This window comes from Micromonospora cremea, from assembly GCF_900143515.1.
GTDB lineage: Bacteria > Actinomycetota > Actinomycetes > Mycobacteriales > Micromonosporaceae > Micromonospora > Micromonospora cremea.
This window is the reverse complement of the sequence record NZ_FSQT01000002.1, coordinates 2980040-2994970: the sequence shown is the minus strand read 5'-3', so window position 1 is coordinate 2994970 and position 14931 is coordinate 2980040. Positions and strand designations below refer to the sequence as shown.

General features: G+C 73.0%; 14 protein-coding genes. 7 read left to right on the top strand and 7 right to left on the bottom strand.

Annotation, left to right across the window (positions count from 1 at the left end; translation table 11 throughout):
- Positions 1–342: 342 nt before the first annotated feature.
- Positions 343–1257, top strand: a complete 915-nt coding sequence (locus BUS84_RS27515) for a cyclase family protein (RefSeq protein WP_074316843.1) — start codon at positions 343–345, stop codon at positions 1255–1257.
- Positions 1258–1420: 163 nt separating this feature from the next.
- Here BUS84_RS27515 and BUS84_RS27510 read toward each other — a convergent pair whose 3' ends face one another.
- The gene (locus tag BUS84_RS27510; protein WP_074316841.1) at positions 1421–2461 is read right to left on the bottom strand and encodes a S66 family peptidase; all 1041 of its coding nucleotides are present in this window, start codon (positions 2459–2461) and stop codon (positions 1421–1423) included.
- Between the two features lie 263 nt (positions 2462–2724).
- On the opposite strand from BUS84_RS27510, the gene ppc reads away from it, so the two are divergent.
- The gene (gene ppc / locus BUS84_RS27505; RefSeq protein WP_074316840.1) at positions 2725–5511 is read left to right on the top strand and encodes a phosphoenolpyruvate carboxylase; all 2787 of its coding nucleotides are present in this window, start codon (positions 2725–2727) and stop codon (positions 5509–5511) included.
- Between the two features lie 64 nt (positions 5512–5575).
- On the opposite strand, the gene BUS84_RS27500 is transcribed toward ppc, so the two are convergent.
- Positions 5576–6421 (bottom strand): hypothetical protein, encoded by an 846-nt coding sequence (locus BUS84_RS27500; RefSeq protein ID WP_074316839.1) that lies wholly within the window; start codon positions 6419–6421, stop codon positions 5576–5578.
- Positions 6422–6475: 54 nt separating this feature from the next.
- On the opposite strand from BUS84_RS27500, the gene BUS84_RS27495 reads away from it, so the two are divergent.
- On the top strand, positions 6476–7639 hold the full coding sequence (locus tag BUS84_RS27495; RefSeq protein WP_074316837.1) for a DNA recombination protein RmuC: 1164 nt from the start codon (positions 6476–6478) through the stop codon (positions 7637–7639).
- Positions 7640–7692: 53 nt separating this feature from the next.
- Here the strand turns inward: BUS84_RS27495 and BUS84_RS27490 are convergent, their stop codons facing one another.
- Together BUS84_RS27490 and BUS84_RS27485 are read right to left on the bottom strand one after the other, a co-directional pair.
- Positions 7693–8136, bottom strand: a complete 444-nt coding sequence (locus BUS84_RS27490; RefSeq protein ID WP_074316835.1) for a hypothetical protein — start codon at positions 8134–8136, stop codon at positions 7693–7695.
- A gap of 58 nt (positions 8137–8194) precedes the next feature.
- A complete protein-coding gene (locus BUS84_RS27485) occupies positions 8195–9181 on the bottom strand; it encodes a 4-hydroxy-3-methylbut-2-enyl diphosphate reductase (protein ID WP_074316833.1) in 987 nt (328 codons plus the stop codon).
- A 163-nt stretch (positions 9182–9344) separates the two neighbouring features.
- On the opposite strand from BUS84_RS27485, the gene xseA reads away from it, so the two are divergent.
- Both xseA and BUS84_RS27475 read left to right on the top strand, forming a co-directional pair.
- Positions 9345–10559: an exodeoxyribonuclease VII large subunit gene (xseA, locus tag BUS84_RS27480; protein ID WP_074316831.1), complete on the top strand. Its 1215-nt coding sequence runs from the start codon at positions 9345–9347 to the stop codon at positions 10557–10559.
- A gap of 46 nt (positions 10560–10605) precedes the next feature.
- On the top strand, positions 10606–10827 hold the full coding sequence (locus BUS84_RS27475) for an exodeoxyribonuclease VII small subunit (protein ID WP_074319162.1): 222 nt from the start codon (positions 10606–10608) through the stop codon (positions 10825–10827).
- Between the two features lie 43 nt (positions 10828–10870).
- Here BUS84_RS27475 and BUS84_RS27470 read toward each other — a convergent pair whose 3' ends face one another.
- The 3 genes from BUS84_RS27470 to BUS84_RS27465 form a co-directional block, all read right to left on the bottom strand.
- Complete coding sequence (locus BUS84_RS27470; protein WP_074316828.1) at positions 10871–11737, bottom strand: hypothetical protein; 867 nt, start codon at positions 11735–11737, stop codon at positions 10871–10873.
- An 18-nt stretch (positions 11738–11755) separates the two neighbouring features.
- Positions 11756–11887 carry a hypothetical protein gene (locus BUS84_RS40770; protein ID WP_280175152.1) on the bottom strand — a complete coding sequence of 44 codons (132 nt, stop codon included), beginning with the start codon at positions 11885–11887 and terminating at the stop codon, positions 11756–11758.
- Between the two features lie 93 nt (positions 11888–11980).
- Complete coding sequence (locus tag BUS84_RS27465) at positions 11981–12742, bottom strand: DUF4245 domain-containing protein (protein ID WP_074316826.1); 762 nt, start codon at positions 12740–12742, stop codon at positions 11981–11983.
- A 159-nt stretch (positions 12743–12901) separates the two neighbouring features.
- Here BUS84_RS27465 and glpX point away from each other — a divergent pair, with 159 nt between their 5' ends.
- Together glpX and BUS84_RS27455 are read left to right on the top strand one after the other, a co-directional pair.
- The gene (glpX, locus tag BUS84_RS27460) at positions 12902–13933 is read left to right on the top strand and encodes a class II fructose-bisphosphatase (RefSeq protein ID WP_074316824.1); all 1032 of its coding nucleotides are present in this window, start codon (positions 12902–12904) and stop codon (positions 13931–13933) included.
- Positions 13930–14901, top strand: a complete 972-nt coding sequence (locus BUS84_RS27455) for a DMT family transporter (RefSeq protein ID WP_074316822.1) — start codon at positions 13930–13932, stop codon at positions 14899–14901. Before glpX ends, BUS84_RS27455 begins: the two co-directional genes overlap by 4 nt.
- Positions 14902–14931: the final 30 nt, after the last annotated feature.

Sequence of the window (14931 nt, the reverse complement as noted above, 5' to 3'; positions counted from 1 at the left end):
CGGCTGCCCCTCGTCCGGTCGGACGGGGGGTGCACGACGACCAGCCTATCCCCGTCCACCGACAGCCACCCCTTTCCGCCCAGGTCCACGCCGCGCCGCCCCGAAACCCCCGCGTCCTTTCCCTGAAAGTTGTGTGGATCTTCGCGCTGTCCCGCGCTCCCCCGCGCTTCACGCCCTCCCGCGCTGCCCGCGCTCCGCGCGCTGCCCGCGCACTCCGCGCTGCCCGCGCTTCACACCCTCCCCGCGCTGCCGGCGCTGCCGGGTCCGGTCGGGCGGAGCACGCGGACGGACCGGACGAACATCGATCTTGACGGGGAGCGGGGGTCGTGATCGGGTCTTGGCATGAGCGGGCAGTGGCGGGCGCAGTTCGACGCCGAGGTGAGCTTCGCCAATGGCGGTGGGCTGCGCACCGAGGGGTTCCGGCTGGACATCCCCGGTCGAGAGATCACCGACCAGGACCTGGCGGCGTTGTTCGTCCGACACCTCGGGCTGCTGATGGTCGCCGAGGTCCGGATCAGCGCGAAGACGATCATCGAGGAGCCGCACAAGGGTGGTCGTGGCGTCGCCGTCGGCGAACCCGGCGCCGGCCGGCGACTGGTCGAGCTGAGCCACGTGATCAGTGACGGGATGAGCACCCTGCCCGGTTGGCCCGCCCCGCAGATCGGCGACTGGCTGACGTTCGCGGCGTCCCGCGCGAGGTATGCGCCGGGCACCGAGTTCCGGGTGGCTCGGATCGACATGATCGCCAACACCGGCACGTACCTGGACACACCGGCACACCGCTGGGCCGGCGGCGATGACCTGGCCGGGGTGCCGCTGGACCGGCTCGTCGACCTGCCCGGCGTCGTGGTCCGGGTGCCGCCCGGCACGCGGGCGGTGGACCGGTTGATGCTCGCCCCGTACGAGGTCGCGGGGCGCGCGGTGCTGCTGCACACGGGCTGGGATGCGCACTTCGGCACCGAGCGGTACGGCGCGCCGGAGGCGCCGCACCTGACCGGGGACGCCGCCCAGGCACTGGCCGACGCCGGCGTGGCCCTGGCCGGCATCGACTCGATCAACATCGACGACATGAGCCCCGCGGCCGGCGGTGAACGCCCCGCGCACAGCACGCTGCTCGCCGCCGGCATCCCGATCGTGGAGCACCTGACCGGCCTGGACGCCCTGCCGCCGAGCGGCTTCCGGTTCACCGCGGCGCCACCGATGGTGGCCGGCATGGGCACGTTTCCGGTCCGCGCCTTCGCCATCGTCGACAACTGACAGCGCTCACACCGGACGAGCCTTCCAGCGTTGGCCGCATCGCCGGAGAGGCCGCGTCCCACGCCCAAGATCTACACAACTTCACGGAAGTAGTGGCCTCCGGTGCACCCGGACACCACTACTTCCCGGAAGTGGCGAAGAACCAGCCCGGCGGCCGGACAGGTCAGTAGCGGACCGCGATGCGGCGGGCCTCGGCGTCGACCAGGGCCTCTCCGCCGTACGGGATGATCAGCTGCGGGTCGGTGTGCCCGAAGTCGACGTCGAAGACCAGCACGGCGTCGGGCGCGTACTCGGCGCAGGCCCGGGTCACCGCGCCCCGCTGGGCCGCCACGTACGCCCGGCGTTCGTCGACGGTGTGCGGCCGGTCGAAGTCCCACGCCTTGGCCCGCCCGACCAGCACCGCCGGGAAGCTGGCGAGCAGGCCGCGCTCCCCCAGGTTGCGCAGGATCCGGTACACCTCGGTGCCCGAGGGCAACTCCTGAGAGGTCTCGATCAGCAGCACCGAGCCGGCCAGCGACGCGGCCGGGGCCACCCGGTCGGCGGCGAGCAGCCAGTTGAGCACCTCCAGGTTGCCGCCCCAGGTGCGTCCCCGGACCACGCGCGCCGGGCCCTGCCAGTGCCAGCCCTCACCCGGCAGCATCACCGGCTCCTCGGCGAGCGTCGCCGGGTCACGCCAGTCGCGCGGCTCGTCGCCCCACTCGGTCGCGGGGGTGAGGTCGTACCAGTCGCTGCTGAAGAGCGCCGCGCGCAGCGAGTCGAAGGTCAGCGGGTGCGGCGCACCCGGCCGGCCGAGGTGCACCAGCACGGACCCGCCGTGGTACGCCACGATCCCCAGCCGGTGCAGGTGGTTGAGCACGTTGGTGTTGTCGGAGTAGCCGAAGTAGGGCTTCGGGTTGGCGCGCAGCACGTCGTCGTCGAGGTGCGGGGTGACCGTGATCAGGTCTTCCCCGCCGACGGTGGCGAGCACGGCGGTGATCGTCGGGTCGGCGAAGGCAGCGGTCAGATCGCGGGCCCGGTCACGCGGGTCGGCTCCCATCACGCGGGTGGTCGGGTACTCCACCGGCTCCAGGCCGAACTCCTCGCGCAGTCGCCGCAGCCCCAGCTCGTGGACATGCGGGAAGAGGCCCGGCAGACCGGCGGAGGGTGAGACGACAGCGACCCGGTCGCCCGGCTTCGGCTTGGTGGGATATCGCGGGGCATCCATGATCAGACGGTAGCGGGCAGAACCAGCGGATTTTCCGCCCGCCGAAACACCGCGAGCCGGGCAGGAAGCCTCCCTAGTCTGGCCTGGTGGACGAGGAGCCGGACGGGGCGGTCGGGCGACACCCGCGGGCGTTGAGGTGATCTCCGAGGTGTTCCGCGTCACGGCGCACCATGCGGAGAGCCCCTCCTGCCATCCGGCCCGACGCGGATACCATCCAGGGAGTCGGACAGCGCTGTCCTTCGTACTGACGTAAGGAGCGCATCGTGACCGACCAGCACGACCACGACGGCCCGGACGCCGCACTGCGCGCCGACATCCGCCGGCTCGGCACCCTCCTCGGGCAGACCCTGGCCCGCCAGGAGGGCCGACCACTGCTCGACCTCGTCGAGGAGATCCGCGCCCAGGTCCGCACCGACGCCCCGGCGGCCGCCCAGCGGCTCGGCGGGCTGGACGTGACCACCGGCACCAAGTTGGCCCGCGCCTTCTCCACCTACTTCCACCTGGCCAACATCACCGAGCAGGTGCACCGTGCCCGGGACCTGCGCCGCCGCCGCGCCGTGCAGGGCGGCTGGCTGGACCAGGCGGCCAAGATGATCGCCGAGCGCGGGGTGCCGGCCGAGGAGATCGCCGCCGCGGCCCGCCGGCTGGCGGTCCGGCCGGTCTTCACCGCGCACCCCACCGAGGCGGCCCGCCGCTCGATCCTGTCCAAGCTGCGGGCCATCGCCGACGAGCTGGACACCGAGACCGCCAACGCGATCCTCTACGGCGCCAGCGACGAGGGCCCGGCGAACCGCCGGCTGGCCGAGCTTCTGGACCTGATGTGGCAGACCGACGAGCTGCGGCTGGACCGGCCGGACCCGACCGACGAGGCCCGCAACGCGATCTACTACCTGCGTGACCTGTACGCCGAGGCCGCCCCCCAGGTGCTCGACGACCTGGCCGACACGCTGCGCACGCTCGGCGTGGAAACCTCGCCGACGGCCCGCCCGTTGAGCTTCGGCACCTGGATCGGCGGTGACCGGGACGGCAATCCCTTCGTCACCCCGGCGGTCACCCGCGAGGTGCTGACCATTCAGCACGAGCACGGCATCGCGGCCACCGAGAAGGCGATGGACCACCTCATCAACGAGGTCTCGGTCTCCCGTCGGCTGCGCGGGGTGTCACTGGACCTCTCCGCCAGCCTCGCCGCCGATCTGGACGCGCTGCCCGAGGTGGCACCCCGGTTCCGCCGGGTCAACGCCGAGGAGCCGTACCGGCTCAAGGCGCGCTGCGTGAAGGCGAAGCTGGCCAACACCCGGCAGCGGTTGCGCCAGGGCACCGCGCACGTGCCGGGCCGGGACTACCGGGGCTCGGCCGAGCTGATCGCCGACCTGGAGCTGCTGCGCGCCTCGCTGGCCCGCAACTCCGGGCAGCTCACCGCCGTCGGCCGGCTGGCCTCCACCATCCGGACGGTCTCCGCGTTCGGCCTGCACCTGGCGACGATGGACGTCCGGGAGCACGCCGAGGCGCACCACGCGGTGCTCGCCCAGCTGTACGGGGCCGTCGGTGAGGTCTCCGACTACCCGGCGCTGACCCGTCTGGAGCGCACCAAGCTGCTGGCCGACGAGCTGACCGGCCGCCGCCCCCTGTCCACGGTGGACACCCCACTGACCGAGGCCACCCGTAAGACGTTCGACGTGTTCAGCACCATCCGGGAGGCGCAGGACCGGTTCGGCAACGAGGTCATCGAGTCGTACATCATCTCGATGACCCTCGGGGTGGACGACGTGCTGGCCGCGGTGGTGCTGGCCCGCGAGGCCGGGCTGGTCGACGTGCACAGCGGCCGGGCCCGGGTCGGCTTCGTGCCGTTGCTGGAGACCCCGGCCGAGCTGAACGCCGGCGGCGAACTCCTCGACGAGCTGCTGTCGCTGCCCGCGTACCGGGCGCTGGTGGCCGCCCGGGGTGACGTGCAGGAGGTCATGCTCGGCTACTCGGACTCCAACAAGGAGGCCGGGATCACCACCAGCCAGTGGTCGATCCACCGGGCACAGCGCGCGCTGCGCGACGTGGCCGCCCGGCACGGGGTGCACCTGCGGCTGTTCCACGGCCGGGGCGGCACGGTGGGGCGCGGCGGCGGCCCGACGCACGAGGCGATCCTGGCGCAGCCGTACGGCACGCTGGACGGCGCGATCAAGGTGACCGAGCAGGGCGAGGTGATCTCGGACAAGTACAGCCTGCCCTCGCTGGCCCGGGAGAACCTGGAGCTCACCCTCGCCGCGGTGCTCCAGGCGACGCTGCTGCACACCGGCCCCCGGCAGCCGGCGGAGATGCTCGAACGCTGGGACGCCGCCATGGACGTGGTCTCCGAGTCGGCTTTCCGGTCGTACCGGTCGCTGGTCGAGGACCCGGACCTGCCGGCGTACTTCTGGGCGTCCACCCCCACCGAACTGCTCGGCGCGTTGAACATCGGCTCCCGGCCGGCGAAGCGCCCGAACACCGGTGCCGGGCTGTCCGGGCTGCGGGCCATCCCGTGGGTGTTCGGCTGGACGCAGACGCGGCAGATCGTGCCGGGCTGGTTCGGCGTCGGCGCGGGGCTGGCCGCCGCCCGCGAGGCCGGGCTGGCGGACGTGCTGGCCGAAATGCACCGCAACTGGCACTTCTTCCGCACGTTCCTGTCCAACGTCGAGATGATGTTGACCAAGACCGACCTGAGCATCGCCCGCCGGTACGTCGAGACGCTGGTGCCGAAGAAGCTGCACCCGATCTTCGAGCAGATCGAGCAGGAGTACGAGCTGACCAAGCGGGAGGTGCTGGCGGTGACCGCCTCGCCCGCCCTGTTGGAGAACTCGCCGGTGCTGCAGCGCACCCTGGCGGTGCGGGACACCTACCTGGAGCCGTTGCACCACCTCCAGGTGGCGCTGCTGCGGCAGTACCGCGAGTCCGGTGCCGCCGGACGGGCGGTGGCGACCGCGCCGGGTGGCCGGCGCGCCCCGAGCGACGGCACGGCCCTGGAACGGGCGCTGCTCACCACGGTGAACGGCATCGCCGCCGGGATGCGCAACACCGGCTGAGCGACAGCACGAACAGGCCCCGGTCTCCGCGACCGGGGCCTGTTCTCGTGTCACTCAGCGGCGCTCACCAGTCGCCACCACCGAAGTCACCGCCGCCGAAGTCACCGCCACCGCCGAAGTCGCCACCACCGAAACCGCCGCCACCGAAGTCGCCACCCGCGTAGTCCCCGCCCGCGTAGTCACCGCCGCCGACGTCGCCGCCCTGGTCCCCACCGTCGAAGCCCTGGTCACCGCCGTCCGCGCCCTGGTCGACGCCGTCACCGAAGCCCTCCTGGTAGCCCTCGTCGTAGCCGTACCCCGGGTCGGCGAAGGCCGGCGAGAACAGTGCGTCGGCGATCAGGACGCCGCCGAGCACACCGGCGCCGGCACCCAGCGCCGTCTTCCACCACGGCGTCGAGTACCAGCCCGCCGGCACCGGACGGCCCTGGTAACGGCCCCCGGGGTAGTAGTAGGGCGTTTCCCGACCCGGCTGCGGACCGGCCCGGAAGGTCTGCCCCTGCACGTCGACCTCCCGCTCCTTGGTGAGCTGCCCGACGCCCCGCGCGGCGGCCAGCGCCGGCACCTCGGGCCCCGGGTCGATCCCCAGCGCCGTCCGCGCCGCCCGGATGTACGCCAGCCCCTCCAGCGCGGTCTCCCGAGCCAGAGCGAACTGGTGCGGCGTACGCGCCTGCTCCAGCTGCGAGCCCGCCGCGTTGTACCGCTCACCGGCATCGGACAGCGCCTGGCGGACCGCTGGCTCGTCGCCGTGCAGGGTCATCAACTGGCCGCCGAGGCGCTCGTACCAGCGTTGCGCCTCCGCGCGAGCGTCACCGAGTTCAGTGCGCTGCCGGGCGGTGGCCTGGGCGCGGATGAGCGCCGCGGCGGCCACCGCGCCGATCACCACGATGGCGAGGCACAGGACAAGTTCCATGTCATCGAACGTACCCGCGGGTTCCACGTCGTATCCGTCTGGCAAGCTCCGGTGATGGACGTCTCGACGCTGCTCCTGGTGATCGTGTGCCTCGGCGCCGGCGGGGCGGTGGGCTGGCTCGCGGCCCGGTCCCGGTCGGCGGCCGACATCGCCCGGCTGGACGCCACGCTGACCGCGACCCGCGAGGGCGAGGGGCGCCTGGAGCAGTCCATGCGGGCGCTGAGCTACGAGGCCACCGCCCAGTCCCAGGAGGCGGTGGCCCGTGCGGTGGCGCCGCTGCACGAGACCCTGCGCCGCTACGAGCAGCGGGTCGCCGATCTGGAGCACGACCGGGTCGACGCGTACGCCGAGCTGCGTGAGCAGGTGCGCTCCATGAACGCGGTCTCCGGCGAGCTGCGCACCGAGACCAAGCAGCTGGTGGCGGCGCTGCGCGCGCCGCAGGTGCGGGGCCGCTGGGGCGAGCACCAGCTGCGCCGGATCGTCGAGGCGGCCGGCATGCTGGAGCACTGCGACTTCTCCGAGCAGGTCACCGCCGCCACCGACGAGCAGGTCGTCCGCCCGGACCTGGTGGTCCGGCTGCACGGCGGCCGGTCGGTGGTGGTGGACGCCAAGGCGCCGTTCGACGCGTACCTCACCGCGATGGAGGCCCGCGACGAGCGCGGCCGGGACACCCACCTCGACGCGCACGCCCGGCACCTGCGGGGGCACGTCGACGCCCTGGCGGCCAAGTCCTACTGGGCCGCGTTCGACAGCTCGCCGGAGTTCGTGGTGCTGTTCGTCCCCGCCGACCCGTTCCTCGACGTCGCGCTCCAGCGTGACCCGACGCTGCTGGAGCACGCCTTCGCCCGCAACGTGGTGCTGGCCACGCCGGCCACCCTGGTCGCCCTGCTCCGCACGGTGGCCTACTCCTGGCGGCAGGAGGCGCTGGCCCGCAACGCGCTGGCGGTGCACACGCTGGCCCGGGAGCTGTACAGCCGGCTCGCCACCCTCGGCGACCACGTGGGCAAGCTCGGCTCGTCGCTGGCCGGGGCGGTGACCGCGTACAACCGGGCGGTCGGCTCGCTGGAGGCCCGGGTGCTGGTCAGCGCCCGCAAGCTCGCCGAGCTGGGCGTCTCGGACGAGGAGCTGGCCAGCCCGGCCCAGGTCGAGCTGACCCCCCGCCAGCCCCAGGCGCCCGAGCTGTTGGACGACGCCGTCCCCGTCGACCGCGACCGCTGACCGGTTCGCCCGCTGGTGGGCAGCGGGCCACCCGCCGGCCCACCGGAGCCGGGTCAGTTACGGTGCGCGCCCTCCACGACGAACGGCGTGCCCTGCTGGCAGGTGGTCATCATGCCGGGCTCCACCCGGCCGGTGACGGTCACCTTGGCGCCGGCCCTCAGCACGTCCCGCGGACCGCCGAGCAGCAGGTAGCCGTCGAGCAGCACGCAGTTCGGCTCCACGCCAGGGGTGATCGTGCCGGTGAGCTCGGTGGCTCCGACCGGCGGCGGGACGGTGGGTCCACCGGGTGGCTTGAGCGGCGAGGAGGGGGTGGGTGTCCCCGGGCCGGGGGTCGACGGGACGGTCGCCGACGGGCTGGGCTGCGCCGACGGGCTGGGCTGCCCGGTCGCCGGTGACGATCCGCTCGGGGTGGGGGTGGCGGGCCCGTCCGTGTCGCCGCAGGCGCTCAGCGCCGCGCAGACCACCAGGGCGGAGACGACGAGCCGAAAGGTCCTCATGCCGGTTTCGACGCGCCGCGGTGGCGGGCCGTTCCCACCCGAACCCTGCCGACGCCACTCAACCGCGGGCCGCCGCGGCCTTCATGTCCCGCTTCAGCTCCTGCGGCAGCGAGAAGGTGAGCCGCTCGTTGGCGGTGGTGATCTCCTCGACGTCGCCGAAACCGTGCGCGGCCAGGTGCGTCAGCACGTCCCGGACCAGATCCTCCGGGACGCTCGCGCCGGAGGTCACGCCGACGGTGCGGGCGTCGGCCAGCCAGGCGTCGTCGATCTCGTGGGCGAAGTCGACCAGGTGACCGGCACGGGCACCGGCGTCCAGGGCGACCTCGACCAGCCGGACCGAGTTGGACGAGTTCCGCGAGCCGACGACGATCACCACGTCACAGTCCGGGGCGATCTCCTTGACCACGTGCTGCCGGTTGGAGGTGGCGTAGCAGATGTCGTCGCTGGGCGGCGACTGGAGCAGCGGCAGCCGCTGCTTGAGCCGGGCGACCGTCTCCAGCGTCTCGTCCACCGAGAGCGTGGTCTGGGAGAGCCAGACGACCTTCTCCGGGTCGCGGACGGTGATCTTGTCGACGCCGTCCGGGCCGTCCACCAGCTGGATGTGGGCGGGAGCCTCGCCGGCGGTGCCGACGACCTCCTCGTGCCCCTCGTGACCGATCAGCAGGATGTCGTAGTCCTCGGCGGCGAACCGCTTCGCCTCCTGGTGCACCTTGGTGACCAGCGGGCAGGTCGCGTCGATCGCCTTCAGCGAGCGCTCCTTCGCCTGCTCGTAGACCTCGGGGGCCACGCCGTGCGCGGAGAAGATGACGGTGGCGCCCTCCGGGACCTCCTCGTTCTCCTCCACGAAGATCGCGCCCTGGGCCTCCAGGGTCTGCACGACGTGCTTGTTGTGCACGATCTGCTTGCGGACGTAGATCGGGGCGCCGTAGAGCTTCAGCGCCTCCTCGACGGTCTGCACCGCGCGGTCGACGCCCGCGCAGTAGCCGCGGGGCTTGGCCAGGAGCACGCGCTTGCCGGTCTGGGGGGTCGCCTGAGCCTCGGTCACCCACCCATCGTACGTGTCCGATTTCCCGGCGGCAGCGGCTGCGACCCCGCGCCAGCTCCGCCCAGCCCCCGTTGATCATGAAGTTGTTGCGCGATACACCGCCAAAGGCGGGCGACAACTTCATGATCAACGAATCGGGTGGGGTGGGTCGTAGGGTGGGCGGGTGAGTGACGGGGCGCGGAGCAGCGCGGAGGAGCCGTGGCCGGTCCGGGTGGTCAGCCAGAAGGTGGGCGCCTGGATCGCGAAGCTCGGCTGGGTGTGGGTGGACGGACAGGTGGCGCAGATCAGCCGCCGGCCCGGGGCAAGCACCGTCTTTCTCACCCTGCGTGACCCGTCGGCCGACCTGAGCCTGACCGTCACCACCAACCGGGACGTGCTGGACGCCGGCGCGCCCGAGCTACGCGAGGGCGCCCGGGTGGTGCTGCACGCCAAACCGGAGTTCTACGCCGCCCGGGGCACGCTGAGCCTGCGTGCCGACGAGATCCGCCAGGTGGGGCTGGGTGAGCTGCTGGCCCGGCTGGAGAAGCTCAAGAAGCTGCTCGCCGCCGAGGGGCTGTTCGACCGGGCCCGCAAGCGCCGGCTGCCGTTCCTGCCCGGCCGGATCGGGCTGATCACCGGCCGGGCGTCCGCCGCCGAACGGGACGTGCTGACCAACACACGGCGGCGCTGGCCGGCGGTGGAGTTCCGTACGGTCAACGTGGCCGTGCAGGGCCCGTCCGCGGTGCCGCAGATCATCGACGCGCTCAAGGTGCTGGACGCCGACCCGAGCATCGACGTGATCATCATCGCCCGGGGCGGCGGCGGCATCGAGGACCTGCTGCCCTTCTCCGACGAGGCGCTCTGCCGCGCGGTGTTCGGCTGCCGTACCCCGGTGGTCAGCGCCATCGGTCACGAGACGGACGCCCCGCTGATCGACTACGTCGCCGACGTCCGCGCCTCCACCCCGACCGACGCGGCCAAGCGGGTGGTCCCCGACCTCACCGAGGAGGTACGCCTCATCGGCCAGGCCCGGCACCGCCTCGAGCGGGCGGTGCGCAATCTGGTCGACCGGGAGTCCCACCGGCTCGACGGGCTGCGTTCCCGTCCGGTGCTGGCCCGACCCCAGGTGATGGTGGAGCAGCGGGCGACCGACCTGAGCGCGCTGCGTCAGCGGGCCGGACGGTGCCTGGACCACCGGCTCGCCGCGGCCGACGACGAGCTGCGGCACACCCTGGCGCGGCTACGCGCCCTGTCACCCGCCGCGACCCTCGACCGGGGGTACGCGATCGTGCAGCGCGCGGACGGTCACGTGGTACGCGCGGCGGCCGAGGTCGGCAAGGGCGACCCGCTGCGCGTCCGCCTGGCCGACGGTGAGCTGGCAGCCACGGTGGACGGCTGAGTGGCGGGGCGCGGCGGTCGGAGAGTGGTGTGCTGAGATGGACGCGATGACTGACGACACGAAGGCCAAGCCGGACGAGCGGCTCAGCTACGAGCAGGCCCGCGCAGAGCTGGCCTCGGTGGTGGAGCGGCTGGAGGCCGGCGGCACCTCCCTGGAGGAGTCGCTGGCGCTGTGGGAGCGCGGCGAGGCGCTGGCGGTGATCTGCCAGCGGTGGCTGGACGGCGCCCGGGCGCGGATCGAAGCCGCCCGGCAGGAGCCCTCCTCCTGACCGCCGGTGGGGCGACCGGAGCCGCCCCACCCGCGTACGACCTTCAGTTGAACAGGCTGTACAGCTCGGCCGGCGCCTCGACGACCTGGTTCGCCGGCGGCTTCTGCGCGGCGGTGGCGGCACCGTAGTCGGAGTACGTCATTCGGATCTCCTGGGCGGCGGTCTGCCCGGCGGCCGGAAGTTGCAGCACCAGCTCGCTGAGCCGGCCCTGCGGATCCACCTTCGCGGTGAACGGAACCGTCTTCGCCTGCGTGCCCAGCGCGGCGATCGTGGCGGCGTTCAGCGAGCCGGCCTCAGCCGCCTTGGTGACGTCGATGGTGCCGGCGTACGTGCCGGTGCCGGTGCTGCGGACCTCGGTGATGCCCTGGGTCAGCACCGCGCTGCCGGCCGGGTCGACCTTCTCGAAGTCGAAGCCGAGGCTCCGGTTGCCCTTGATCCGGGTCTGGTCCAGGTGCTGGTACTTGCCGAGGTTGAGCTGCTTGATGGCGGGCAGGCTGTCGGCGGTGGGGCCGCTCAGCTCCAGCTTCACCCAGCTGTCCGGCTTGAAGTGGATCACGTCGAGCTTCATGGCGAGGTCGGACGAGGGGCCGCCGATGGCGATCTTCATGGCCGCGCTCTGGCTCGGCTGGTGCACCTGGCCCTCCGCCGTGGAGCCGGCGCCGGCGAGGGTGAAGCGGAAGTTTCCGTTGCTGATCTCCTTGGTGGAGTCGAGCAGCGCCTGCTTGGCGTCGCCCGCCACGGGCGAGCCGGACAGGCTCGGCGTGCCGGACGGGCTCGGCGCGCCGGACGCGCTCACCGTCGGGGACGCGGTCGATCCGGCGGTAGGGGTCCCACTGCTGTTGCAGGCGGCCAGACCGGGCGTGAACAGGGCGGCGGCTACCAGGCCGGCACTGAGTCGTCGAACAGTCATACGTGTCTCCCAAGGGGGTCACCCGACGACCAGGACGGCGCCGGAAACCGGGCGACGCAGCAGCACCTTCGGCTGCGCCGCGCGACCCGGGCCGAGCAGCGCACCCGGATCACTTCCTCCTTGTTCCCAGTCGACACGTCGCACAATCACCCAACTGTCCGGTTGTCGCCGCGCCCGTGCGACGGGAACGGGGCGACCTTCGTGCGGTCGTACCACCGCCGACCGGAGCGGGGGTGGCCGCCGTCAGCGCAGCGCGTCGGCGAGTTGGCGCAGTTCGTTGTCCCGGGCGTCGCCGACGACGATGACCGTACGGGCCGGCTCCAGCAGGACCAGCGCCTGCTGGTTGCCCCGTGCGGTGTAGCGCTGCCAGGTGCGTCCGGCCAGCTCCGTCGGGCCCTGTGGCTGACCCTGGCCGGTCAGCTCGGCCGGGAGCAGCCGCTCCGCCGGCACGTTGCTCTGCAACAGCTGGACGCCCCGCCCCTCCGGCGTGATGTAGCCGATCCGCAGGTTCGCGCCGCCTTCCACCGTCTGGTAGCGGGCGCTGACCGTACGCCAGTCCGAACCCAGGCCCTCCGGCTGGCTCACCGGGAAGACGTTCGCCGAGCGGGCCTGCTCGATCGCCGGCGCCGGATCGACCGTGGTCGGTTCGTCGCCGCCGAGGAAACCCCGGTAGAACGCCAGCAGCAGCGCGATCGGGATCAGCAGCACCAGCAGCGAGATCGCCATGTCCTTGGGCGACCGCTCGGATCGGGCGGCCTCCGCCCGCGGCGGCGGCGCGGGCCGCTCGCCGGTCTCGGCGGCGGCGTCGGTCCCGATGGCGGGACCGCTGCGGGCCGGCTCGTCCGCGGGGCTCGACTCGACCAGGGCCGGCTCGGCGGCCGGCGGTGTCGTCGGGCCGGTCGCGGCCGGCTCAGCACCGGAACCGGCGGGAAGGTCCGCCGGCGGCTGGCCGTCGGGCGGCGTGCGGTCGTCGGGTACGCGGTCGGCTGGCTGTGCGGGTTCCACCCTGCCATCTTCGCAGCCGCCCGACCGGCGGTATCCGGCCCATCACCGCCCCGCGCCGACGCCGGGTCAGCCATCGTGTGAGGATCAGCGACAAAGCCGGCAGCGGGAGGCGCCCCGCGGCCGGTCCACCCCGCACCGTCGCGAGGAGGAGCAGCCGTCATGACGAACACCAGGACGCGGATCCCACAGGATCTCGACCGTAACCTCGCCCTCGACCTGGTCCGGGTCACCGAGGCCGCGGCGATGGCCGCCGGCCGCTGGGTCGGCCGGGGCGACAAGGAGGGCGGCGACGGGGCCGCCGTCGACGCCATGCGCAAGCTGATCAACTCGATCCAGATGCGCGGCGTCGTGGTGATCGGCGAGGGCGAGAAGGACAACGCCCCGATGCTCTTCAACGGCGAACAGGTCGGCGACGGCACCGGCCCGGAGGTGGACGTCGCGGTCGATCCCGTCGACGGCACCACGCTGATGAGCAAGGGCATGCCGAACGCGCTGGCGGTGCTCGCCGTCTCCGAGCGCGGCGCGATGTTCGACCCGAGCGCCGTCTTCTACATGGAGAAGCTCGCGGTCGGGCCGGCGTACGCCGACGTCGTGGACATCAACGCCGGGGTGGCCGACAACCTGCGGCGGATCGCCAAGGTCAAGGGCACCGACGTCTCCGAGGTGACGGTCTGCGTGCTGGACCGCAGCCGCCACGCCGACCTGGTCGCGCAGATCCGCCGGACCGGGGCGGGCATCCGGTTCATTTCCGACGGGGACATCGCCGGCTCCATCGCGGCGGCCCGGGGCGAGTCGGACGTCGACGTGCTGATGGGCATCGGTGGCACCCCCGAGGGCATCATCTCTGCCTGCGCGTTGAAGTGCATGGGCGGGGCGATGCAGGCCAAGCTCTGGCCGCGCGACGCCGAGGAGCGGGAGAAGGCGCTCGCCGCCGGGCACGACCTGGACCGCGTGCTGGGCACCGACGACCTGGTCACCGGGGACAACTGCTTCTTCGTGGCGACCGGAGTCACCTCCGGCGACCTGCTGCGCGGGGTGCGCTACCGGGCCGGCGGGGCGTACACCCAGTCGATCGTGATGCGGTCGAAGAGCGGCACCATCCGCGTGATCGACTCGTACCACCGGCTGGAGAAGCTGGCGCTCTACTCCGCGGTCGACTTCGACGGTCGTCCACTGGCCGAGCACGAGTGAGCGTCACCGACACGGCGACGCCGCAGACCCTGTCAGCAACCCGCCGGATCACCGGCGTCGCGCTGGCGTCGGTCTCCGGGGTCGCGGTGGCGGTGCAGTCTCGGATCAACGGCGAGCTGGGGGTACGTCTGGCCGACGGGTTCGCCGCCGCGATCGTCTCGTTCGGCATCGGCCTGCTGGTGCTGCTGGTGCTGGTGCCGGCCACCCCCGGCGGGCGGCGCGGGCTGGTCGGGGTACGTACCGCCCTCGCGTCGGGCGCGCTGCGGCCGTGGCAGTGCCTCGGCGGCATGTGCGGGGCGGTGCTGGTGGCCACCCAGGGGCTCACCATTGGCACGTTGGGCGTGGCGGTCTTCACCGTCGCGGTGGTCGCCGGGCAGACCGGCAGCAGTCTCGCGGTGGACCGGGCGGGGATCGGGCCGACCGGCCGGCAGCCGGTCACCCGGCAGCGGCTGGCCGGCGCGGTGCTCACCGTGCTGGCGGTCGGCCTGGCGGTCGGCGACCGCTTCGGTGACCCGGGCACGCTGGTGCTGGCCCTGCTGCCGCTGGTGGCCGGGGTGGGCACCGCCTGGCAGCAGGCGGTCAACGGTCGGGTCCGGGCGGCGGCCGACAGCGCGCTGACCGCCACGCTGATCAACTTCGCGGTGGGCACGGTCACCCTGCTCGCCGCGTTCGCGGTCGACACCGCGATACGCGGCTGGCCGACCGGCCACCTGCCGACCGAGCCGTGGCTCTACCTGGGCGGCCCGATCGGCATCGTGTTCATCGCGATCGCCGCGGCGATCGTGCGCTTCACCGGTGTGCTGCTGCTCGGCCTCGCCACGATCGCCGGCCAGATCGTGGGGGCCGTCCTGTTGGACGTGGTGCTGCCCACCGCCGCCTCGCACCCCGGCCCGAACACCCTGCTCGGCGCCGCGCTGACCATGGTGGCCGTGCTGATCGCCGCGCTCGCGCCGCCCGCGCGCCGCTGAGCTGAACCGGCTCGCGGCGGGTGACGGGCG